The sequence below is a fragment of the Azospirillum sp. UENF 312511 genome (genome assembly GCF_058780635.1).
Genome location: NZ_JBSNCG010000001.1, coordinates 132,106 through 153,427 on the forward strand (window position 1 = coordinate 132,106; position 21,322 = coordinate 153,427).

A 21,322-nucleotide genomic window follows, 5' to 3' on the forward strand; every position below is an offset into this window, starting at 1 on the left:
GGATTGCCGCGGATTTAAGCACGGATGGCACGGAGCGTCCTTAACTCAATTGCCGCCCGCGCCGGTTCCGTCACTCGGCGGCGTTTTCCGCCGCTTTCTCCGCCGCCTTGGCGGCCTCGATCTTGGCAGCCTCAATCTCGGCGGCCTTCTTCTCGACCAGCCCGACGAGGTGGTCGACGATGTTCTGGTCCTTCAGCCGGTGGTCGGTGACGCCGGACAGATAGACCTGATGGGTGTTGTTGCCGCCGCCGGTCAGCCCGATGTCGGTCTCGCGCGCCTCGCCGGGGCCGTTGACCACGCAGCCGATGACCGACAGGGTCAGCGGCGTGGTGATGTGGGCCAGCCGCGCCTCCAGCGTCTCCACCGTCTTGATGACGTTGAAGTTCTGCCGCGCGCAGCTCGGGCAGGAGATGACCGTGACGCCGCGCCGCCGCAGGCCCAGCGACTTCAGCATCTCATAGCCGACCTGGACCTCCTCCGCCGGCTCGGCCGACAGGGACACGCGGATGGTGTCGCCGATGCCCGACCACAGCAGCATGCCCAGCCCGATGGACGACTTCACCGTCCCGGCGCGCAGGCCGCCGGCCTCGGTGATGCCGATGTGCAGCGGGTAGTCGCAGGCCTCGGCCAGCCCCTGGTAGGCGGCGACGGCCAGGAAGACGTCGGACGCCTTCACCGAGATCTTGAACTCGGTGAAGTCATGGTCCTCCAGGATCTTGGCGTGGTTCAGGGCGCTCTCGACCAGCGCCTCGGGGCAGGGCTCGCCGTACTTCTCCAGCAGGTCCTGCTCCAGCGAGCCGGCGTTGACGCCGATGCGCATGGAGCACCCATAGTCCTTGGCCGCCTTCACCACCTCGCGCACCCGCTCCGCCGAGCCGATGTTGCCGGGGTTGATGCGCAGGCAGGCCGCCCCGCTCTGCGCCGCCTCGATGGCGCGCTTGTAGTGGAAATGGATGTCCGCGACGATCGGCACCGAGACCTGCGGCACGATCTGCTTCAGCGCCAGCGCCGACTCCTGGTCGGGACAGGAAACGCGCACGATGTCGGCGCCCACCCGCTCCGCCGCCTGGATCTGCGCGACCGTCGCCGCCACGTCGGCGGTCGGCGTGTTGGTCATCGTCTGCACCGAGATCGGCGCATCGCCGCCGACGAGCACGTTGCCCACCCGGATCTGGCGGGACTTGCGGCGAAGGATCTGGCGGTAGGCGCGCACGCTGCTCATGGGCTGTGGCCTCGGGGCATGAATCGGGTCCGGCGCGGTCTTATAGCGCAGCCGGCGTTACGCCTGAAGTGCGGTCCGCCGCGCCGGATTCAAGGGAAAAAGCCGTGGGTAGCCCGTCCCTAATGGGCGGGGGCGGCGCCGCGCAGGGTCGGGGCGTGCTGGTCCAGCGACACGTCGCGCAGCACCTGCCCGACCGCGCCCATCGGCGCGCCGTCCACCCCGTCGGTGACCACGACCAGTCCGCCGGCGTTGCCGGTGCGCACGCGGATGCCGGAGCGGTCGGGCACGCGGTAGACGTCGCCCGGCTTCAGCACGCGGGTGAAGATGATCTCGCCGCTGTTGTCGCGCACCTGGATCCAGCTGTCCTGCGTGGCGCGCAACTGGATGCGCGAGGCCGCGTTCTGCGTGCCGTAGACCTTCGACGGCAGCGCCCCGTCCACGGCGGGCGGCGGTGCCGTCGGGGCCGCGGGCGGCAGGCTGGCGATGGCCGGAGCGGCGGGGGTGAGCGGGGTCGGCTCCTGCGCGGCGCCTTCGGACTCGTCGTCCTCGGCCGGGGGCGGCGGGACGTTCACCATGGCCGACGGCGCGGCGGACGGAGCGGGAGCCGGAGCCGCCGTGGGAGCGGTCGGCTTGGCGGGAGCGGCCGGCGCCGGCTGGGCGACCACCGCCGCAGGAGCCGGGGCGGGCTTCGCCGGAGCCACCGTCGCAGGGGCCTGGGCGGCCGGAGCCGGAGCGGCGGGAGCCGGTGCTGCCGGAACGGGAGTCGCCGACGGAGCAGGCACCGCCGTGGACGCTCCACCGGCCGCGGGCGGAGCGGCCACCGGCGGAACCGCCGGGGCGGACGGAGCCTCCGCCATCACGGACGGGACGGACGCCGGGGCGGCGGGCGTTTCGGCGGGGGCCGGCACCGACGCGGTTTGCCCGCCACCAGTCTGGCTGGCGTTGAAGGGCAGCGTGTCGAGCAGCGAGACCAGCCGGTCGGGCAGGGTCGGGACCAGATCGACCATCGAGCGGTCGGTCGCCGACAGATAGTACCAGCCGCCATAGACGATGCCGGCCAGCACCATCGTGCCGAGCAGGACCGTGCCGCCGGGGATGCGGCCTTCCGGCACCGGAGTCGGGAAATAGAGCTGCTGGCTGCGCGTGCGGCCCGCCGCCTCGTCCTTGTAGCGGGTGAGGATGGTGTCCGGGTCGAGCCCCAGGCATTCCGCGTAGGAGCGCAGGAAGCCGGCGGCGTAGGTGGTGCCCGGCAGATCCTCGAACCGGCCCGCCTCGATGGCCTGCAGGTAGGGGTAGCGGATGCGCAGCATCGTCGAGACCTCGCGCAGGTCGTAGCCGAGGCTCTCGCGCGTCTCGCGCAGGGTGTCGGACACGCTGGGGCCGGTCTGCGCCGGGCCGTCCTGCGTGGGGTCGTAGGAGCCGAAAACCTTGCGCTTGCCCATCATCTCAACCGTACCGTCGCCTCGGATGACTTGTGGTCGCACCTCCGGCATGGGTACGCCAGCCGCGGGAGCGGCGCAACCGGGAACGACCGTGATCCTGCCATCTTGTATACGCCCTTCGTCCAAACCGCTGTAACAAAACGCCGCCGCAGCGGGCTCCAGCGCCGGATATGGCTCCAGGGTGGACGAAGCGGCCTTGAACGTGACTTTGGGCGCGACCTCAGATGATGACGCCGTGGTCCTTGGCGAAGCTGCGCAGCTTGTCGCGCAGGCTGTGGTCGCCGCGCAGATACAGCCCGTTCATGTATTGGCGCAGCACCGCCACGTCGAGCGAGCGCAGCATCGTCTTCACCGGCCCGACCGAGGGCGGCGACATCGACAGGGTGCGGAAGCCGATGCCGATCAGCGCCATGGCGTCGAGCGGCCGGCCGGCCATCTCGCCGCAGATGCTGACCGGGACGTTGGCGTCGCCGCAGGCCTCGACCAGCCGCCGCAGCAGGCTGAGCATGGCCGGCGACAGCGGGTCGTAGCGGCCGGAGGTGCGCGGGTTGCCGCGGTCGCTGGCGAAGATGTACTGGGTCAGGTCGTTGGAGCCGACCGACAGGAAATCCACCCGCGGCAGCAGCGCCGGCAACTGCCAGAGCAGCGCCGGCACCTCGATCATCGTGCCGACGCGCACGCGGCTGGGCAACTCGCCGCCCTGAACCTTCAGCCGGTTGATCTCCAGATCGAGCAGGCGGCGGGCGGCGTCGAACTCCGCCACCTCGGCGATCATCGGGAACATCACCGACAGCGGACGCCCGGCGGACGCCCGCAGCAGGGCGCGCAGCTGCTGGCGCAGCAGCGACGGGTGGTCCAGCCCGATGCGGATGGCCCGCCAGCCGAGCGCCGGATTCTCCTCCCCCTCGCTGGCTGCGATGTAGGGCAGCATCTTGTCGCCGCCGACGTCGAGCGTGCGGAACACCACCGGCTTGTCGTCGGTCTGGTCGAGGATGCGGGAATAGAGGTCGGTCTGCGCGTGGACGTCCGGGTAGGTGGAGCGCACCATGAAGGGGATTTCGGTGCGGTAGAGGCCGACGCCCTCCGCCCCGCTGGCCTTCAGGTGCGGCAGGTCGATCAGCAGGCCGCAATTCAGCTGGATGGAGATCGGCACGCCGTCCCGGGTGACGGAGGGCAGCGCACGGATCTTCTCGTACATCTCCTCCTTGCGGACGCGCAGGGCCACGGCCTCCACGAAGGCCATCTGGATGTCCTCCGCCGGGCGGACGAAGGCCTGCCCGTGGTCGCCGTCGACGATCACCGGGTCCAGCGGCTCGATCCGGTTCAGCGCGTCGGGCGCCTGCACCACCGGGATGTTCAGAGCGCGGGCCACGATGCAGACGTGGCTGGACGGCGAGCCTTCCTCAAGAATCACGCCGCGCAGGCGGCGCTGGTCGTAGTCGAGAAGCTCCGCCGGCCCCATGGACCGCGCGACCAGGACGATGTCCTCCGGCAGCGTGCCGCCGTCGGCCTCCGACTTACGCCCGGCGAGGTGCTGGAGCAGCCGGTTGGTCAGGTCCTCCAGATCGAGCAGCCGCTCACGGATGTAGGGGTCGGTCAAGTGGCTCATGCGGGCGCGGGTGTCGTTCTGCACCTGCTGCACCGCGCCTTCCGCCGTCAGCCCCATGCGGATCGCCTCGCGGATGCGCGACAGCCACCCGCGGTCCTCCGCGAACATGCGGTAGGTTTCCAAAATGTCCTTGGGCTCGCTCAAGCCCGCCAGCGCCGCCGCGTTCAGCAGGTCGTCGATGGCGCTGTGCATGGTGGCGATGGCGGCGTTCAGGCGCGCCAGTTCGCTCTCCGCGTCCTCGGACACCATCTGGCGGATGGTCAGCTGCGGGCGGTGGATCACCGCCAGCCCCATCGCCAGACCGCCGGTCAGCGAGGTGCCCGACAGGCGCGCCGGCAACAGCGCCGGGTCGCCGGTGGAGGCGACCTCCTGCGGGTTGACCAGCTCGCCCTGGGCGACCAGTTCGGCCACCACCATGGCAATGGTCTGGAGCGTCTCGACCTCGACCTCGGTGTAGCGGCGACGGTCCTTGTGCTGGATGACCAGGACGCCGCGGACCTTGCCGCCGCGCAGGATCGGCACGCCGGCCAGCGACAGGAACGGGTCCTCCCCCGTTTCCGGGCGGTAGGCGAAGCTGGGGTGCGACGGCGCGTTGTCCAGCGCGATGGGCCGGGCGTGGCCGGCGATGTCGCCGACGATGCCCTCGCCCACGCGCAGGCGGGTGTTGTGCACGGCGTCCTGGTTCAGGCCGAGCGTGGAGAACAGTTCCAACACCTCGCCCGCCCGCATGACGTAGCAGGAGCAGACGTCCGCCCCCATCTCCATGCCGATCAGGGTGACGATCTTGTCCAGCCGCTCCTGGCCGGAGCCGGAGCCCGCCATGACGTCACGCAGCCGCGCCAGCAGGCGGCGCGAGGCGGCGCCGTCGAAGCCCGGCGAACCGGCGGGGATGTCGCCCACGACGCCGTTCATCTCATGCCGCCCCCAGGATGGCCGATTGACCGGCGGCCGGTTGACCGATGACCGGCGGCTCCTCGGCGTCGATGCGCGGGCAGCGCGCGGCCAGCGCCGCTTCGGCCTGGGCGATCAGGTCGCCGATGATCTCGGCCACCGGCTGCTCGCGCGTGACCAGCCCGACGCTCTGCCCGGCCATCAGCGAACCGCTTTCCACGTCGCCGTCGATCACCGCGCGGCGCAGCGCGCCGGCCCAGAAATGCTCGATCTCCAGGATGCCCGCGTCGCGCGTCGTCTCGCCGCGGTCGACGCGCGCGATGACCTCGCGCTGAAGCTCCATGAACCGCTTCGACCCGGCGTTGGCCAGCGCCCGCACCGGGATCACCGGGAAGCGCGGGTCGATCTGCACCGACGCCTGGGCGTCGCGCGCCGAGGCCTTGATGAAGACCTGCTTGAAGCGCTGGTGCGCGATGGATTCGGTGGCGCAGACGAAGCGGGTGCCGATCTGCACGCCCGCCGCCCCCTGCTCCAGGTAGGACAGGATGGCCTCGCCGCGCCCGATGCCGCCGGCCACGAAGACCGGGACCTCGCGCAGGTCGGGCAGGATCTCCTGCGCCAGGACGGTGGTCGAGACGGGGCCGATGTGGCCGCCGGCCTCCGTGCCCTCGATCACCAGGGCGTCGATGCCGATCTTGACCATCCGCCGGCCGCTGACCAGCGTCGGGGCGAAGGCCATGGCGCGGGCGCCGCCGTCCTTGATCCGCTTGATGGTGGCGCCGCTGGGGAAGCCCCCGGCGATCACCACATGGCTCACCGTCAGCTCCCGGCAGACGTCGATCAGACGGTCGAGGTCCGGGTGCATGTTGATGAGGTTGACGCCGAAGGGTTTCGCGGTCAGCGCCCGCGTGGCGGCGATCTCCGCCGCCAGCAGGTCCGGCGGCATCGAGCCGCAGGCCAGCACGCCGAACCCCCCGGCGTTGGAGATGGCGGAGACGAGGTGGCGCTCCGACACCCAGCTCATCGCACCGCCCATGATGGCGGTGCGCGTGCCGAGGAAGGCGCAGCCACGCTCCCACAGCCGGTCGAGTCGGGCGCCTGCGACCGCGTCGGACCTGGCGTCGGTCATCGCCGCCCCTCCCCCTTCACCCGGCTCAGGCCGCGTCCAGCCCGTAGGCGGTGTGCAGCGCGCGCAGCGCCAGTTCCGCATACTCCTCGGCGATCAGGACGGAGATCTTGATCTCGGAGGTGGAGATGACCTGGATGTTGATGCCCTTGTCGGCCAGCGCCTTGAACATGCGCTGCGCGACGCCGGCGTGGCTGCGCATGCCGACGCCGATCACCGACACCTTCACCACGTTGGCGTCGGAGACGATGCGCTTGTAGTTCAGCTCGGCCTGGGCGTCCTCCAGCACCTTGACGGCGCGGGCGATGTCGGCCTTGCCGACCGTGAAGGTCATGTCGGTGGACTTGCCGTCTTCCGACACGTTCTGGACGATCATGTCGACATTGACGGCGGCGTCGGTCAGCGGACCGAAGATGCTGGCCGCCACGCCCGGACGGTCGGCGACGCCGATGAGGGTGATCTTCGCCTCGTCGCGGCTGTAGGCGATGCCGCTCACAACTTCCTTTTCCACGATCTCGTCCTCGTCAACAACAAGGGTACCGGGAAGCGCGCTGCCGGCGGCCTCCTCGAAGCTCGACAGAACCTGCACGCGCACGCGGTGGTTCATCGCCATCTCGACCGAGCGGGTCTGCAGGACCTTCGCCCCCTGCGACGCCAGCTCCAGCATCTCCTCGTAGGTGATCTTGGAGAGCTTGCGCGCCTTGGTGACGATGCGCGGGTCGGTGGTGTAGACGCCGTCCACATCGGTGTAGATGTCGCAGCGGTCGGCCTTTAGCGCCGCCGCGAGGGCGACCGCCGAGGTGTCGGAGCCGCCGCGGCCCAGCGTGGTGATGCGGCCGCTTTCGGTCACGCCCTGGAAGCCGGCGACCACGGCGACCTCGCCGGTGTTCATCCGCTTGTCCAGCTCCGCCGTGTCGATCGACACGATGCGCGCCTTGCCGTGCGTCTCGTCGCTGTAGATCGGAATCTGCCAGCCGAGCCAGGACCGCGCCTGGATGCCGAGCGACTGCAGCGCGATGGCGAGGAGACCGGAGGTCACCTGCTCGCCCGAAGCGACGATGGCGTCGTACTCGCGCGCGTCGTGCAGCTTGTCGATGTCGTTGCAGTATTTCACGAGCTGGTTGGTCACGCCGGACATCGCCGACACGACGACGGCGACCTGATGCCCCGCCTTGACTTCCTGCTCGACCTTTCGGGCCACGTTCTTGATGCGGTCGATGTCGCCGACCGACGTGCCGCCGAACTTGAGGACGATCCGCGCCATACCTCACACCATGTCTGGGCCGGCAAAAAAGCCGGCAGTCCGCGCCCCCGCTCTACCGTTGCCGGCGCGGGGCGGCGTATCCATACTCTGTCGCTCACAGCGAGGCAAGTTCGCCCCGCAATTGTTCTCGCAATCCAAGCATACGGGATTTCTTTCATGACCGCGACCGCCGGAACCGCAGGCACCGCAGGCACTGTCGACCCCCAGGACATCGCCCGCTTTTCGGCCATCGCCGCGGAATGGTGGGACCCCACCGGCAAGTTCCGGCCCCTGCACCGGCTGAACCCGCTGCGGCTGGCCTACATCCGCGACACGCTGTGCCGCCGCTTCGGCCGCGACCCGCTGGCGGCCGAGCCGCTGAAGGGCCTGCGCATCGTCGACATCGGCTGCGGCGGCGGCCTGCTGTCGGAGCCGATGGCCCGCATGGGCGCCACCGTGGTCGGCGTGGACGCGGCCGAGCGCAACGTCCGCACCGCCGCCGCCCACGCCGCGGAGACCGGCACCCCCGTCGATTACCGCGCCACCACCGCCGAGGCCCTGGCGGCCAGCGGCGAGCGCTTCGACGCCGTGCTGGCGATGGAGGTGATCGAGCATGTCGCCGACGTGCCGCTGTTCGTGAAGTCCTGCGCGGCGCTGACGGCACCCGGCGGCGCGCTGTTCCTGGCGACGCTGAACCGCACGCCGAAGTCCTTCGCGCTGGCCATCGTCGGGGCGGAGTACATCCTGCGCTGGCTGCCCCGCGGCACCCACAACTGGCGCCAGTTCCTGCGCCCCGGCGAGCTGGCCGCCGCCCTGCGCGCGGAGGGGCTGGCGATCCGCGACCTGACCGGCATCATCTACAACCCGCTGTCCGACGAGTTCCGGCTGAACCCGCGCGATCTCGAGGTGAACTACATGGGCTGGGCCGAGCGGGCCTGAGCGTACAGGGCGGCGGCGAGGCGTACGGACGTACATACGTACGCCTCGCCGCCGCGGGCTGGAAAGACGGCGGCACCGGGTGCCGGAAAACGAAAACGGGAGAGCCGCCGGCTCTCCCGTTTTCATGTTCGCCCCGTTTTCATGTTCGCAAGGAAACGCGCCTTACGCCGCGTGGCTGGCTTCGTGCTGGGTCAGCAGCGCGTAGATCGCGTCCGCCGAGTCCGAACCGCGCAGCTTTTCGCACATCGACTGGTCACGCAGCAGGCGCGACACACGGGCCAACGCCTTCAAATGGTCGGCGCCGGCATGATCCGGAGCCAACAGCAGGAAAATCAGATCGACCGGTTGCTCATCGATCGCATCGAAGTCGATGGGCCGCTCCAGCCGGGCGAAGACGCCGTGGACACGGTCGAGGTTGGGCAGCTTGCCGTGCGGGATGGCGATGCCATGCCCCACGCCGGTGGTGCCCAACCGCTCGCGCTCCAGAAGGACGTCGAAGATCGCCCGTTCGTGCTGGCCGGTCAGCTCGGACGCCTTGCGCGCCAAGTCCTGCAGGGCCTGCTTTTTGCTGCCGGCCTTCAGGTTCGGGAGAATGGCGTGCGGCGTGATGAGATCGAGCATGACGCTATGGGTGTGGTTGGAACAGAGACCGGACTTAGGCGCCGGCCTTCTCCGCCGGGTCCACCCAACCGATGTTGCCATCGGCGCGGCGGTAGACCAGGTTCAGGCGGCCATGGGCGCCGTTGCGGAACATCAGCGCCGGAGCGTCGGCGAGTTCCATGCGCATCACCGCCTCGCTGACCGCCAGGGTCGCGATGTTGGTTTCCATCTCGGCGATCACGATGGGCTGCGCCTCCTCGGCAGCGGCCTCTTCGCTCTCCACATGGGCCTCGTCCTTCTCCGCTTCCAGGATCTGGTAGCGGGCCGGGAAGGCTTCCTGCACGGGGGCTTCGACGCTGTGGTGGTCGCGCAGCCGGCGCTTGTAGCGGCGCAGGCGCTTGGCCAGCTTCTCGCACGCGGTGTCGAAGGCGGGATACGGCTCGGTGGCGTCAGACGCGCTCTGAAGGACGATCCCACGACCGACGTGCACCTGGATGTCGGCCTTGAACAGATGCGCTTCGCGCGTCAGGACGACGTTGGCCTCGATCGGCTTGTTGAAATACTTGCCGACGATGGTGTTCAGGCTGTCCGCGACATGGCTGCGCAGAGCGTCGCCAACGTCAAGCTGCTTGCCTTTGACGGTCAGTTGCATTTTGGGATGTTTCCAATCTGGTCCGCGATAGACATAGGACGACGGAAGGCCGCCACGTGCGGACGGGGACCATAGTGACGGCGGTATGGGCTGTCAATCAAGGACGGCCCCCTCCCGGCCCGGTTACATGCGTGACATCTTGGCACGGCGTCGCTGCACCGATGACGGAATGCGCATCGCTTCACGATACTTCGCGACCGTCCGGCGCGCAATGTCGATCCCTTCACCACGAAGGATTTCGACGATTTTATCGTCCGACAGCACGTCGTCCGGCTTCTCAACGTCGATCATCGCCTTGATGCGGTAGCGCACGGCTTCCGCCGAGTGGGCCGCCTGCCCATCGGCCCCCTGGATGGCGGAGGTGAAGAAATACTTCAACTCGAACACGCCGCGCGGCGTCGCCATGAACTTGTTGGTTGTGACGCGGCTGACCGTGCTCTCGTGCATGCCGATCGCCTCGGCGATGTCGCGCAGGATCAGCGGTTTCAGATGCGAGACGCCGTGGATGAAAAAGGCATCCTGCTGCCGGATGATCTCGCTGGCCACCTTCAAAATCGTGGTGGCGCGCTGGTGCAGCGACTTGACCAGCCAGTTGGCCGACTGGAAGCGCTCGGTGATGTATTCCTTGTCCGCCTTGTTGCGGGCGGTGCCGGAAATGCGCGCGAAATAGCGGTGGTTGACCAGCACCCGCGGCAAAGTGTCCGGGTTCAGGTCGATCAGCCAGCCGCCGCCCGGATTGGCGCGCATCAGGATGTCGGGGGTGACGAGCTGGGCGGGCGTGTGGTCGAAGCTGAGCGCCGGCTTGGGGTTCAGCTTGCGGATCTCCGCCACCATGTCGGCGACGTCCTCGGCGTCCACCCCGCAAACCTTCATCAGCGCCGGCAGGTTGCGCGCCGCCAGCAGCTCCAGATGGTCGAGCAGGGCTTCCATCGCCGGGTCGAAGCGGTTCTTCTCGCGCAGCTGGATCGCCAGACATTCCTTCAGCGACCGCGCGAAGATGCCCGGCGGGTCGAAGCGCTGGCAGGCGGTGAGCACCCGCTCCACCCGCTCCGGCGCGCAGCCGAGCTGCCCCGCGAGGCTCTCGACCTCCAGCCCGGTGATCCAGCCGGCCTCGTCCAGCATGTCGATCAGCGCCAGACCGATGAGCTGGTCGCCGAGGTCCGGCAGGTCGATCTTCAGCTGCTCGGTCAGATGGTCGCGCAGGCTCTTCTGGCCGGTCAGCGTGGCTTCCAGGTTGGACTCGTCGTCCTCGAAGCCGCCGCGCCCGCCGCGCTCCTGCCAGGAGCCGTAGACGTCGCTGGAGCCGTCCGTCCCATCGGAGAAACGGTCGTCGGAATAGACATTCTCGAAATCGGTGTCGAGCGGCGCATCGGAGGCCGACCCCATCGTCTCCGACGATGTCATCTCCACCGTGTCGCGGGTGCGCCCGTCGGTCATCGGCAGCTGGCGCTCCTCCGGCGCGGCGAGGTCCACCGCTCCGGGCTCGCCCCCGCCGTCACCGGCACCGTCGCCCCCGGACTCGCCGCCGCCCTCGCCGGGGCCGCCGTCGCGCTCCAGCAGGGGGTTCTGCTCGATCTCGCGGTCCACGAAGTCCGACAGTTCGATGTTCGACAGCTGCAGCAGCTTGATGGCCTGCTGCAGTTGCGGAGTCATCACCAGGGACTGGGTCTGACGAAGATCGAGGCGTTGGCTGAGCGCCATGGGCAGGGAAACCGCACTAGAGGCTGAACCGGTCCCCGAGGTAGACCCGGCGCACGTCCTCGTGCGCCACGATCTCGGCCGGCTCTCCCTCCATTAGTACCACACCATCGTGCAAGATGTATGCCCGATCGACGAGATCGAGCGTTTCACGCACGTTGTGGTCGGTGATGAGCACGCCGATGCCGCGGTCGCGCAGGTGGCTGACCAACTCGCGGATGTCGTTCACCGCGATCGGGTCGATGCCGGCCAGCGGCTCATCGAGCAGGATGAAGTGCGGCTGGGAGGCCAGCGCGCGGGCGATCTCGACGCGCCGCCGTTCGCCGCCGGACAGCGCCAGCGCCGGGGCGCGGCGCAGGTGGGTGACCGAGAACTCCGCCAGCAGCTCGTCCAGCATCTGCTCGCGCGTGTCGCGGTTGGGCTCCACCACCTCCAATACGGAGCGGATGTTGTTCTCCACCGACATGCCACGGAAGATCGACGCCTCCTGCGGCAGATAGCCGATGCCCAGCCGCGCCCGGCGGTACATGGGCAGCGCCGTGATGTCCTGCCCGTCGAGCAGGATGGTCCCGGAGTTGGCGGCGATCAGCCCGGTGATCATGTAGAAGCAGGTCGTCTTGCCCGCCCCGTTGGGGCCGAGCAGGCCGACCGCCTCGCCGCGCTGGACCGTCACGGTCACGTCGCGGACGACCGGGCGCTTCTTGTAGGCCTTGCCCAGATGCAGGGCCACCAGCCCTTCGGTCGGGTGCGCGTCGGTGGCGGGATGGCCCGCCGGGCGGCCCGCCGGGTGGCCCGACTGGTTCGAGGCGGAAAGGGTCGGGCCGCCGAGGTCCCGGTCTTCGATGTCCATGGCCATTGTTTCGCTGCCGGGTCGGTCAGGGCTTCGCGGCGGGGGTGCCGCCCGTTTGCGCGGTGGGCTTGCCGCCCGCCTGGGCGGTGGGGCGCCCACCCGGCGCGCCCGGCTCCTGGCCGGGGACCAGAAGACCCATCACCCGCCCGCCGGTGGCGGGACCGGCGATCACCCGGTTGACCTTGGTCTTCATGTTCATCTCGGCGGCGTCGCCATTGAGCTGGTTGTCGTTGCGGGTGATCTTGACGTTGCCGAGCAGCACCGCCGTCTCGTCGGCCACCGAATAGACCAGCTTGTCCGACAGCGCCACGTCGGTCGCGGTGGTCACCACCACGCTGCCGGCGCCGTCGATGCGCTCCATCTGGGTCGAGCCGTCCGGCATCTTCTTGAGCTGGCCGATCAGGATGTCGGCGCGCAGCCGGTCGCCGTTGGCGATGCGCACGGCCACGGCGTCGCCGCGGGCCACCGTCAGGTTCTTGGCCTCGTAATATTCCAGCGTGTCGCGCGCCGTCACGATGTCGGTGCGGGTGACCAGCTTGAGGTTGCGCCCGGTGACCACGGCGACCTGCTTGTCCACGTCATAGACGCCGCGCTCGCCGAAGACCTCCTGGGTCGGGCTGACGATGCGCACGTTGCCTTCGGCGAGGAGCTGGAACACCTCGTTCCCCTTGCCGGGCACCTCGCGGTAATAGGCGGTCAGCACGTCGGCGTAGACGGTGCTGTCGGTGCGCTTGGCCGAGGCGTTGCCGCGCGCCACATAGGCGCGCACGTCCTGGTGCCATTCGATGGCCTGGTCGGCGTCGACCTCGATCGGGTTGGGGCCGCCGCCGAGGCCAGGCAGCCCCTGGGCCGCCGCCGGGACGGACGCCACCGACAGCAGGAGGAACGCGGCCAGCAGCGGGGCCGCAACGGTGGCTGCACGCGAAGCGACACTCAACGGCGCGTCACTCGACGGCGCGACACTCGGCGGGACTGCACTCAACGCGTCTTTCCTCCGGGGCTTTCGGCGGCCTGGACGTCGGCCTTGGACTGGTTCAGGAACACCATCGTCTTGCCACGGTCGGACAGGCGGAAGCCTTCGGCGTTGATGACGCCTTGCGGCCCCTGGCCCACGACATGGACATCGCCCCAGGCGGTGCCCTTGCGGATGTCGGAGTCCGCTTCCTCGGTGGTGAATTCGTTGCCGTCGTCGCGCATGACGCGGACATGGCCCCGCATCTTCAGGATGCCGGTGACCTGATTGTACCAACCCTTGTCGGAGCGCATGGTCACCCAGGTGCCGTCGGTCTGGGTCATCTCGGCCTCCGGCTGGTCGAGCAGGACGATGTCCGGCTCGTCGGCGATGCGGTCGGCCTTGGCCGCCACCAGCGAGAAGGGCTGGTTGTCTTCGTCCACCGCGATGTAGCGCGGCTTGATCATCTCAAGCTGGCCCTTGTCGGCGGAGATGCGCAGACTGGGCAGCTCGGTCAGCGAGGGCCAGACGGCGATCAGCGCCATCACCGCCAGCGCCAGCGCCGGAAGCACGAACTTCATTCCGGTGACGAAACGGCTGTAGACCCGGCTGACCGGCCGGATCTTCCGGCGCTGGTGGACGCGCTTGGCCGCCTCGCCGTCGTCGGTCGCAGCCGCCGCCGACGACGACCTCGCCCCCGGCATGGCCATGAGCTGCGCGGCGAGGGAAGGCGCATCGGCGCGCCGCTCCTTCGTGTTCACCGTCCGATCCTTCAGGTCGCTGTCCATGGCGTCAACCGTCCTCCGGCTGCCCGTCACGCCACCCCGGCGCGCAGGCAATCGTGAATGTGCACAACACCGAGCGGCCGGTCCGCCTCCACCACGAACAGGCTGGTGATCTGCTTCTCGTTCATCTCCCGCAGCGCCTCCTCGACCAGCGCCTTGGGGCGGATCGTCTTGGGCCGCGGAGACATGATGCTGTCGGCGCGCTCCGCCCACAGCTCCGGCGTCAGGTGGCGGCGGAGGTCGCCGTCCGTGATGACGCCGGCCAGGGCGCCCGTGGCGTCCACCACGCCGACGCAACCCAGCCGCTTGGCCGTCATCTCGAATATGACGGTGGAAAGCGGCGTATCCAAGGCGCACAGGGGCATATCGTCGCCCTTGTGCATCACGTCGGTCACCTTCAACAGCGCCCGGCCGAGCTGGCCGCCGGGGTGGAACTGCTTGAAATCCGCCGCCGTGAAGCCGCGCCGCTCCAGCAGCGCCACCGCCAGGGCGTCGCCCAGCGCCAGCATCATCGTGCTCGACGTGGTCGGGGCCAGCCCCAGCGGACAGGCCTCCGGCGCCGGCGGCAGCACCAGCGCGACGTCGGCCTGCTCGGCCAGGGAGGAACCGGCGCGCCGGGTGATGCCGATCAGCGGAATGTCGAAGCGGCGGGTGTAGGCGACGATGTCCGACAGCTCGTGCGTCTCGCCGGAATTGGACAGGGCGATGACCGCGTCCTGCCGGGCGATCATGCCGAGGTCGCCGTGGCTCGCCTCGCCCGGATGGACGAAGAAGGCCGGCGTGCCGGTGGAGGCCAGAGTTCGCGGCGATCTTGCGCGCCACATGGCCGGACTTACCCATGCCGGAGACGACGACACGCCCGGCGATCCCGGCCAGACGGTCCAGCGCACGCACGAAGGCGCCGTCCAGCCCGTCCGCCAGCGCGGTCAGGGCGTCGGCCTCCATCCGCAGGACGCGCCGGGCGCTCGCGATGTCGCGGCCGGCCGCGGCGTCAGGCGGGCAGTCGGCCGGGCTATCGATCCGGCTGGTTGCGGTCAGGCTCGTCAAGGCGGTGCATGCCTCTTCTGGTTGGCCCATCGGGCCGAAAATGGGTACTCCGACTGGCAGCGCGCGTATCCGCGACAACGGGCCAGCCGCCGCGCGGGCAGTATGCCCACCCGCGCGCGTCCGGTCAAATCAACGTCCGAAGGTCCCGGCCTATTCCACCGGGCCGCCTTTCAAGACGATGGCCAATCAATGCGACAGAATGTCCGGCTGTTCCCAACCGCCGAGGTCTAGTTCCCCGCGGGCCGGCAGGAAGTCGAAGCAGGCCTTGGCGAGATGGGTCCGCCCCTCGCGCGCCAGCATGACGTCGAGCTTCTCCTTGAGATCGTGCAGATGCAGCACGTCGGAGGCGGCGTATTTCATCTGCTCCGGCGTCAGTTCAGCCGCACCCCAGTCGGAGGACTGCTGCTGCTTGGACAGCTCCACCCCCAGCAGGTCCTTCACCAGATCCTTCAGCCCGTGCTTGTCGGTGAAGGTGCGGACCAGCTTGGACGCCACCTTGGTGCAGTAGACCGGCTGGCAGGCGACGCCGAGATAGGCCCGCATCACCGCCACGTCGAACCGGGCGAAATGGAACAGCTTGGTGACCTCGGGATCGGTCAGCAGGCGCTTCAGGTTCGGAGCGTCGTATTCGCCCTTGCGGAACTGGACCAGATGCACCGTGCCGTCGCCGGGGGACAGCTGGACCAGGCACAGCCGGTCGCGGTGGGGGTTCAGCCCCATGGTCTCGGTGTCGATGGCGACGGCGCCGCCGCGGGCGAGGGACTTCAGGTCGAGACCGTCCGGCAGGTCGCCGTCATGGAGGTCGATGGGCATTGGGTGGCTTCCCGCTCAATAGGACGGCCCCCGGCCACGGACCCTAGAAACGACGAACGCCGCTCTGCTACCTTTCCGTCCCGCTGGGGGAGGACCGTAGCATGCGGCGCAGCCGGGTAGATATGGTGCCCAGGAGAAGACTCGAACTTCCACGACATTTCTGCCACAGGTACCTGAAACCTGCGCGTCTACCAATTCCGCCACCTGGGCTCGGTGTGGGCCGCTTATGTAGCCGTCCGGCGGAGACCCGTCAACAGCTTTTTTTCACTTTCGCGCCGAAAGCCCGGCCGGGCGCGAAATGGGCCGCGGGCGGCGCGTCAGGCCCTAGCCTCTTCTGGGAGGTTTCTATATAAGCAACCCCCGATCCGGTCGCCCCGCCCCGTCGGCGGGCGGCCCGGCAGGGAAGAATTTGCGGGCCCAACGGCACGGGAGAAGGTCGATGTCCTATCGCTCTGAAGTGGTCACGGTGTTCGGCGGTTCGGGATTCGTCGGCCGCCATCTCATTCGCCGCCTCGCCAAGACCGGCGCCATCGTGCGCGTGGTGTCGCGCCATCCGAACAAGGCCAACTTCCTGAAGACCGCCGGTTCGGTCGGCCAGATCGTGCCGATGGCCGCCGACGTGAAGGACGACCAGTCCGTCGCGCGGGCCATCCAGGGCGCGGACACCGTCATCAACCTGATCGGCACGCTCTACGAGCGCGGGGCCTGGAATTTCCAGACCGTGCATGTCGACGCCCCGGCGCGCATCGCCCGCATCGCCAAGGCCAGCGGCGTGCGCCGTCTCGTCCACGTCTCGGCCATCGGCGCCGACGCCAAGTCCGCCTCGGCCTACGCCAAGTCCAAGGCGGCGGGCGAGCAGGCGGTGATGCAGGCCTTCCCCGGCGCCACCATCATCCGCCCGAGCATCGTCTTCGGGCCGGAGGACGGCTTCTTCAACAAATTCGCCGCCATGGCGCAGGTTTCCCCGGCGCTGCCGCTGATCGGCGGGACGACGAAGTTCCAGCCGATCTATGTCGGCGATCTGGCCGACGCCATCGCCGCCGCCGTGACGCTGGACTCGGCCGCCGGCCGGACCTTCGAGCTGGGCGGCCCCCGCGTCTACAGCTTCAAGGAGCTGATGCAGCTCATGCTGCGGGAAATCCGCCGCAAGCGCTTCCTCGTGCCGGTTCCCTGGAACATCGCGGAGACGCTGGGCGGCCTGCTCGAGAAGGTGCCGCCGATCGTCGCCCCGCCGCTGACCCGCGATCAGGTGGAGATGCTGCGGACCGACAACGTCGCCGCCGCCGGCGCTCCGGGCTTCAAGGAGCTGGGCATCACCAACCTGTCGAGCTGCGAGGTGGTCCTGCCGACCTACCTGTCGCGCTTCATCGTCGGCGGCCGCTCCAACACGATGCCGCGCGACGCCGGCAACCATTCCGGCGCGCACTGACCCTACAGGCCCGCGCCATCGACACGAAAGCCTCGGCTCGCCGCCGGAGCTTTCGCCGTTTTCGGTTCCTGCGAACCCGCGCAAGGGTGCCCTGCGGCGCGCGGCCTTGATTCCCGCGCCCGCCTGCCGCATCTGGCCCCTTCATCGGGGCGACGGAAGAGGCGCGGAGAATCATGCAGGCCGCAACGCAGGATTTCACCATACGGGAATTCGCCGACCGCGCCCCGGGCGCCCGGCTGGCCTCCCTGGCGGCCTTCTTCGTCAACGGCTCGGTCTTCGGCGTCTGGGCCACCCAGATCCCGGCGATCAAGGATCATCTGGACCTCAGCCCCGGCGTGCTCGGCGTCGCCCTGCTCTGCCTCGCCGCCGGGGCGTTGACCGCCATGGTCGGCACCGGCCCGCTGCTCGGCCGCGTCGGCAGCGCCCCGGTGATCCGGATCACCGCCGTGGCCTTCGCCCTGATCCTGCCGCTGCCGGCGCTGATGCCGGACCTGCTGTCGCTGTGCGCCGTGCTGTTCCTGTTCGGGGCGGCCGGCGGCACCATGGACGTGGCGATGAACGCCCACGGCGCCTTGGTGGAACGCCATCTTGGGCGGCCGATCATGTCGTCGTTGCACGGCATGTGGAGCCTGGGCGGCCTGTTCGGCGCCGGGGTCGGCGGCCTGCTGCTGCAGATCCTGCCGCCGCCGGTCCAGGCCTCCATCCTCGCGGCGGCGCTGCTCGCCCTGTTCTTCGCGCTGCACCGCCGCTTCCTGCCCGGAAGTGCCGATCAGCAGGCGGAGCCGACGGGCCTCGCCCTGCCCGACCGCGGCACGCTGCTGCTGGGCGCGCTGACCTTCCTGGCCTTCATGAGCGAGGGCGCGATCCTGGACTGGAGCGCCGTCTATCTGCGCGAGGATCTGGGGGGTGCGGCGTCGATCGCGGCGCTGGGCTTCGCTGTCTTTTCCGGCGCCATGGCGGTGGGCCGCTTCTGCGGCGACCGGCTGCGCCAGCGCTTCGGCGGGCCGCTGCTGGTCCGCGCCGGGGCGGTGCTGGCCTTCGCCGGGCTGGCGGTCGCGCTGACCGGCGGCGGACCGGTGGTGGCGGTCGCCGGCTTCGGGCTGACCGGGCTCGGCCTGTCGAACGTGGTGCCGGTGCTGTTCAGCGCCGCCGGGGCCAAGGCGGAGGGGGAGGCCGGTCAGGCCATCGCCGCGGTGGCGACCCTCGGCTACGCCGGGGTTTTGACCGGCCCGGCCCTTCTGGGATTCGTGGCGGAGGCCAGCACGGTGGGCTTTTCCTTCGCCCTGGTCGCCGCGCTGGCGCTGGTCATCGCCGCGGCCTCCTCGCGCGCCGTCGCCCGGCAGGGCTGAGGCGCGCGGGAGGGGTTTCGTTCAGAGATAGAGGAACGCCAGCATCCCTGTGCCGATGGCGATGCGGTACCAGGCGAAGGGCGCGAAGCCGTAGCGCCCGACGAAGTCCACCAACACCTTCACCACCAGCGCCGCCGCGACGAAGGCGGTGACGAAGCCGACTCCGATCAGCAGCGCGGAGTTGACGTTCATCAGGCTCCAGTTCTTGTAGAGGTCGTAGACCGTGGCGCCGGCCATGGTCGGGATCGCCAGGAAGAAGGAGAACTCCGCGGCGGTTCGCCGGTCCACACCCATCAGCAGCGAGCCGATGATCGTGGCGCCCGAGCGCGACACGCCCGGCACCAGCGCCAGACACTGGCACAGGCCGATCTTCAAGGCGAGCGGCGCCGGGAAGCGCTCGATCTGGTGGTAGCGCGCGACCGGCACCAGCCGTTCCGCCATCAGGATGCCGACGCCGCCCAGGATCAGCGCGACGCTGACCACCGTCGGGTTGAACAGCACCGCCTTGATGACGCCGTGCAGCGCCGCCCCCAGCACCATGGCCGGCAGGAAGGCCAGGATCACCGCCATGGCGAAGTGGCGGGCGCCCGGATCGTCCTTCAGCCCGGTGACCACGTTCCACAGCCGTGCGAAATAGACCGTGCAGATCGCCAGGATCGCACCGAGCTGGATCACCACTTCGAACACCTTGCCCGGCGGCCCTTCGAAGCCCAGCAGGGTGTCGAAAATGATCAGGTGCCCGGTGGACGAGACCGGCAGGAATTCGGTCAGCCCTTCGATCAGGCCGAGCAGAGCGGCGTCCAGATATTGGTCGATCAGCATGCGGCGCGTGGCCTCTGACAGGATGGCGGATGGCAATGTCCGGCTTATAGCAGTGCAACATGGCGAAGGCGACGACCCATGGGGCGATACCCCGAATTGGGCGATAGTACCGAATCGGACCTAATATTCTTGCTTGTTTTTCGGGCACTCCCGCCGTCTACGGAAGCCTCCGCGGCATCGAGTCACAGTTTGGTCAGCTATGCTGTCCTAACGATGAAAATATGCTCGCGCGGTGTCTTCTCTTGCGGTATATGACGTTCAGACCGCGTGACCGCGGGCTTTCGTTTTCACTGCGGCCACGCCCCTCGCCATGCCCCACCGGCACGAAGAAGGGTCGCCCGGCCGCCGGCGCCGTCCCCATGCACGGGACACGGGAAGAAGGAGCAGGCGTTATGGCGAACCAGAGGATGTTGGGCTTCGTGCACACCGCGCAGCGGATGCCCGACAAACGCCCGGCCGCGGAGCGCCGCCAGGATTTCGCCGAGATCTACGCCCGCTTCAGCGACGAGCGCGCCAACGAGCAGGCCAACCGCTGCTCGCAGTGCGGCGTTCCCTTCTGCCAGGTGCACTGCCCGGTCTCCAACAACATTCCCGACTGGCTGAAGCTGACCTCCGAAGGCCGGCTGGAGGAGGCTTACGAGGTCTCCCAGGCCACCAACAACTTCCCGGAGATCTGCGGCCGCATCTGCCCGCAGGACCGCCTGTGCGAGGGCAACTGCGTCATCGAGCAGTCGACCCATGGAGCCGTCACCATCGGCTCGGTCGAGAAGTACATCAACGACACCGCCTGGGATCAGGGCTGGGTGAAGCCGCGCAAGCCGTCGCGTGAGTTGGGCGTCTCGGTCGGCGTCATCGGCGCCGGTCCCGCCGGCCTCGCCGCCGCCGAGGAGCTGCGCGCCAAGGGCTACGAGGTGCATGTCTACGACCGCTACGACCGCATGGGCGGCCTGCTGGTCTACGGCATCCCCGGCTTCAAGCTCGAGAAGTCGGTGGTCGAGCGCCGCGTGCAGCTGCTGGCCGACGCCGGGGTGATCTACCACCCGAACTTCGAGGTGGGCCGCGACGCCTCCCTGCCGGAGCTGCGCCGCAAGCACGTCGCCGTCCTGGTCGCCACCGGCGTCTACAAGGCGCGCGACATCAAGGCGCCGGGCTCGGGCCTGGGCAACATCGTGGCGGCGCTGGACTACCTGACCACCTCCAACAAGGTCAGCCTGGGCGACACGGTGGAGGCGTACGAGAACGGCTCCCTGAACGCCGCGGGCAAGCATGTGGTGGTTCTGGGCGGCGGCGACACCGCCATGGACTGCGTGCGCACGGCCATCCGCCAGGGCGCCACGTCGGTCAAGTGTCTGTACCGCCGCGACCGCAAGAACATGCCGGGCTCGCAGCGCGAGGTCGCCCACGCCGAGGAAGAGGGCGTGGAGTTCATCTGGCAGGCCGCCCCGGAAGGCTTCACCGGCGATACGGTGGTAACCGGGGTGCGCGCCGTGCGCATCCATCTGGGCGTCGCCGATGCCACCGGCCGCCAGACCCCGCAGGTGATCGAGGGGTCGGAGTTCACCGTCCAGGCCGATCTGGTCATCAAGGCGCTCGGCTTCGAGCCCGAGGACCTGCCCGCCCTGTTCGGCGAGACGGAACTGAAGGTCACCCGCTGGGGCACGCTGCTGGTCGACCACCGCAGCAAGATGACCAACCTGGAAGGCGTGTTCGCCGCCGGTGACATCGTGCGCGGCGCCTCGCTGGTGGTGTGGGCCATCCGCGACGGCCGCGACGCGGCGGAGGGCATCCACGCCTACGCCAAGGCAAAGGCCGAGGCGCCGGTCGCCGTCGCGGCTGAATAAGCTAAGCAATCC

General features: G+C 69.2%; 17 protein-coding genes, 1 tRNA gene and 1 pseudogene. 4 read left to right on the plus strand and 15 right to left on the minus strand.

The window, feature by feature from the left end; genetic code table 11:
- Positions 1-70 precede the first annotated feature (70 nt).
- The 5 genes from ispG to ACWPN7_RS00680 all read right to left on the minus strand — a co-directional run bounded on the left by ispG (position 71) and on the right by ACWPN7_RS00680 (position 7,554).
- Positions 71-1,222 (minus strand): flavodoxin-dependent (E)-4-hydroxy-3-methylbut-2-enyl-diphosphate synthase, encoded by a 1,152-nt coding sequence (gene ispG / locus ACWPN7_RS00660; RefSeq protein WP_137104559.1) that lies wholly within the window; start codon positions 1,220-1,222, stop codon positions 71-73.
- Between the two features lie 119 nt (positions 1,223-1,341).
- The gene (locus tag ACWPN7_RS00665) at positions 1,342-2,667 is read right to left on the minus strand and encodes a helix-turn-helix domain-containing protein (RefSeq protein ID WP_459197612.1); all 1,326 of its coding nucleotides are present in this window, start codon (positions 2,665-2,667) and stop codon (positions 1,342-1,344) included.
- Between the two features lie 217 nt (positions 2,668-2,884).
- Complete coding sequence (gene ptsP / locus ACWPN7_RS00670; RefSeq protein ID WP_200475903.1) at positions 2,885-5,185, minus strand: phosphoenolpyruvate--protein phosphotransferase; 2,301 nt, start codon at positions 5,183-5,185, stop codon at positions 2,885-2,887.
- Between the two features lies 1 nt (position 5,186).
- On the minus strand, positions 5,187-6,293 hold the full coding sequence (locus ACWPN7_RS00675; RefSeq protein WP_451994797.1) for an NAD(P)H-dependent flavin oxidoreductase: 1,107 nt from the start codon (positions 6,291-6,293) through the stop codon (positions 5,187-5,189).
- Between the two features lie 25 nt (positions 6,294-6,318).
- Positions 6,319-7,554 carry an aspartate kinase gene (locus ACWPN7_RS00680; RefSeq protein WP_040133868.1) on the minus strand — a complete coding sequence of 412 codons (1,236 nt, stop codon included), beginning with the start codon at positions 7,552-7,554 and terminating at the stop codon, positions 6,319-6,321.
- 156 nt (positions 7,555-7,710) lie between these two features.
- Between ACWPN7_RS00680 and ubiG the strand changes: the two genes are divergently transcribed.
- Positions 7,711-8,472 carry a bifunctional 2-polyprenyl-6-hydroxyphenol methylase/3-demethylubiquinol 3-O-methyltransferase UbiG gene (gene ubiG, locus ACWPN7_RS00685; RefSeq protein ID WP_459197613.1) on the plus strand — a complete coding sequence of 254 codons (762 nt, stop codon included), beginning with the start codon at positions 7,711-7,713 and terminating at the stop codon, positions 8,470-8,472.
- A gap of 162 nt (positions 8,473-8,634) precedes the next feature.
- Here ubiG and ptsN read toward each other — a convergent pair whose 3' ends face one another.
- The 9 genes and pseudogenes from ptsN to ACWPN7_RS00730 form a co-directional block, all read right to left on the minus strand.
- Complete coding sequence (gene ptsN / locus ACWPN7_RS00690) at positions 8,635-9,093, minus strand: PTS IIA-like nitrogen regulatory protein PtsN (protein ID WP_014198055.1); 459 nt, start codon at positions 9,091-9,093, stop codon at positions 8,635-8,637.
- 34 nt (positions 9,094-9,127) lie between these two features.
- Positions 9,128-9,724: a ribosome hibernation-promoting factor, HPF/YfiA family gene (hpf, locus tag ACWPN7_RS00695; protein WP_040133870.1), complete on the minus strand. Its 597-nt coding sequence runs from the start codon at positions 9,722-9,724 to the stop codon at positions 9,128-9,130.
- A gap of 123 nt (positions 9,725-9,847) precedes the next feature.
- On the minus strand, positions 9,848-11,425 hold the full coding sequence (gene rpoN, locus ACWPN7_RS00700) for an RNA polymerase factor sigma-54 (RefSeq protein ID WP_407824697.1): 1,578 nt from the start codon (positions 11,423-11,425) through the stop codon (positions 9,848-9,850).
- A gap of 16 nt (positions 11,426-11,441) precedes the next feature.
- Positions 11,442-12,278, minus strand: a complete 837-nt coding sequence (gene lptB / locus ACWPN7_RS00705; RefSeq protein ID WP_492273083.1) for an LPS export ABC transporter ATP-binding protein — start codon at positions 12,276-12,278, stop codon at positions 11,442-11,444.
- Positions 12,279-12,297: 19 nt separating this feature from the next.
- Positions 12,298-13,209, minus strand: coding sequence for an LptA/OstA family protein (locus tag ACWPN7_RS00710; protein ID WP_451994803.1), 912 nt, complete (start codon positions 13,207-13,209; stop codon positions 12,298-12,300).
- Between the two features lie 41 nt (positions 13,210-13,250).
- Entirely contained in the window at positions 13,251-14,012 is a 762-nt protein-coding gene (lptC, locus tag ACWPN7_RS00715) for an LPS export ABC transporter periplasmic protein LptC (RefSeq protein WP_103040697.1), read from the minus strand.
- A gap of 26 nt (positions 14,013-14,038) precedes the next feature.
- Positions 14,039-14,954 (minus strand): annotated as a pseudogene (locus ACWPN7_RS00720) (KpsF/GutQ family sugar-phosphate isomerase).
- A gap of 288 nt (positions 14,955-15,242) precedes the next feature.
- Positions 15,243-15,869 (minus strand): ribonuclease D, encoded by a 627-nt coding sequence (locus tag ACWPN7_RS00725; protein WP_040133875.1) that lies wholly within the window; start codon positions 15,867-15,869, stop codon positions 15,243-15,245.
- Between the two features lie 123 nt (positions 15,870-15,992).
- Positions 15,993-16,079, minus strand: a tRNA-Leu gene (locus ACWPN7_RS00730).
- Between the two features lie 229 nt (positions 16,080-16,308).
- On the opposite strand from ACWPN7_RS00730, the gene ACWPN7_RS00735 reads away from it, so the two are divergent.
- On the plus strand, positions 16,309-17,298 hold the full coding sequence (locus ACWPN7_RS00735) for a complex I NDUFA9 subunit family protein (protein WP_456530831.1): 990 nt from the start codon (positions 16,309-16,311) through the stop codon (positions 17,296-17,298).
- Positions 17,299-17,471: 173 nt separating this feature from the next.
- On the plus strand, positions 17,472-18,647 hold the full coding sequence (locus ACWPN7_RS00740) for an MFS transporter (RefSeq protein WP_103040699.1): 1,176 nt from the start codon (positions 17,472-17,474) through the stop codon (positions 18,645-18,647).
- Between the two features lie 21 nt (positions 18,648-18,668).
- On the opposite strand, the gene ACWPN7_RS00745 is transcribed toward ACWPN7_RS00740, so the two are convergent.
- Positions 18,669-19,469 (minus strand): undecaprenyl-diphosphate phosphatase, encoded by an 801-nt coding sequence (locus tag ACWPN7_RS00745; protein ID WP_492273084.1) that lies wholly within the window; start codon positions 19,467-19,469, stop codon positions 18,669-18,671.
- A 392-nt stretch (positions 19,470-19,861) separates the two neighbouring features.
- Between ACWPN7_RS00745 and ACWPN7_RS00750 the strand changes: the two genes are divergently transcribed.
- Entirely contained in the window at positions 19,862-21,310 is a 1,449-nt protein-coding gene (locus ACWPN7_RS00750) for an NAD(P)-dependent oxidoreductase (RefSeq protein WP_459197615.1), read from the plus strand.
- Positions 21,311-21,322 lie beyond the last annotated feature (12 nt).

Bases quoted from the DNA above. Each gene is read 5' to 3' on its own strand.
- ptsN (WP_014198055.1), bottom strand. From the start codon at position 9,093: ATGCTCGATCTCATCACGCCGCACGCCATTCTCCCGAACCTGAAGGCC.
- ispG (WP_137104559.1), bottom strand. From the start codon at position 1,222: ATGAGCAGCGTGCGCGCCTACCGCCAGATCCTTCGCCGCAAGTCCCGC.
- ACWPN7_RS00745 (WP_492273084.1), bottom strand. From the start codon at position 19,469: ATGCTGATCGACCAATATCTGGACGCCGCTCTGCTCGGCCTGATCGAA.
- ACWPN7_RS00740 (WP_103040699.1), top strand. From the start codon at position 17,472: ATGCAGGCCGCAACGCAGGATTTCACCATACGGGAATTCGCCGACCGC.
- ubiG (WP_459197613.1), top strand. From the start codon at position 7,711: ATGACCGCGACCGCCGGAACCGCAGGCACCGCAGGCACTGTCGACCCC.
- ACWPN7_RS00750 (WP_459197615.1), top strand. From the start codon at position 19,862: ATGGCGAACCAGAGGATGTTGGGCTTCGTGCACACCGCGCAGCGGATG.
- ptsP (WP_200475903.1), bottom strand. From the start codon at position 5,185: ATGAACGGCGTCGTGGGCGACATCCCCGCCGGTTCGCCGGGCTTCGAC.
- ACWPN7_RS00725 (WP_040133875.1), bottom strand. From the start codon at position 15,869: ATGCCCATCGACCTCCATGACGGCGACCTGCCGGACGGTCTCGACCTG.
- ACWPN7_RS00680 (WP_040133868.1), bottom strand. From the start codon at position 7,554: ATGGCGCGGATCGTCCTCAAGTTCGGCGGCACGTCGGTCGGCGACATC.
- hpf (WP_040133870.1), bottom strand. From the start codon at position 9,724: ATGCAACTGACCGTCAAAGGCAAGCAGCTTGACGTTGGCGACGCTCTG.
- lptB (WP_492273083.1), bottom strand. From the start codon at position 12,278: ATGGCCATGGACATCGAAGACCGGGACCTCGGCGGCCCGACCCTTTCC.
- ACWPN7_RS00675 (WP_451994797.1), bottom strand. From the start codon at position 6,293: ATGACCGACGCCAGGTCCGACGCGGTCGCAGGCGCCCGACTCGACCGG.
- ACWPN7_RS00665 (WP_459197612.1), bottom strand. From the start codon at position 2,667: ATGATGGGCAAGCGCAAGGTTTTCGGCTCCTACGACCCCACGCAGGAC.
- lptC (WP_103040697.1), bottom strand. From the start codon at position 14,012: ATGGACAGCGACCTGAAGGATCGGACGGTGAACACGAAGGAGCGGCGC.
- rpoN (WP_407824697.1), bottom strand. From the start codon at position 11,425: ATGGCGCTCAGCCAACGCCTCGATCTTCGTCAGACCCAGTCCCTGGTG.
- ACWPN7_RS00735 (WP_456530831.1), top strand. From the start codon at position 16,309: ATGTCCTATCGCTCTGAAGTGGTCACGGTGTTCGGCGGTTCGGGATTC.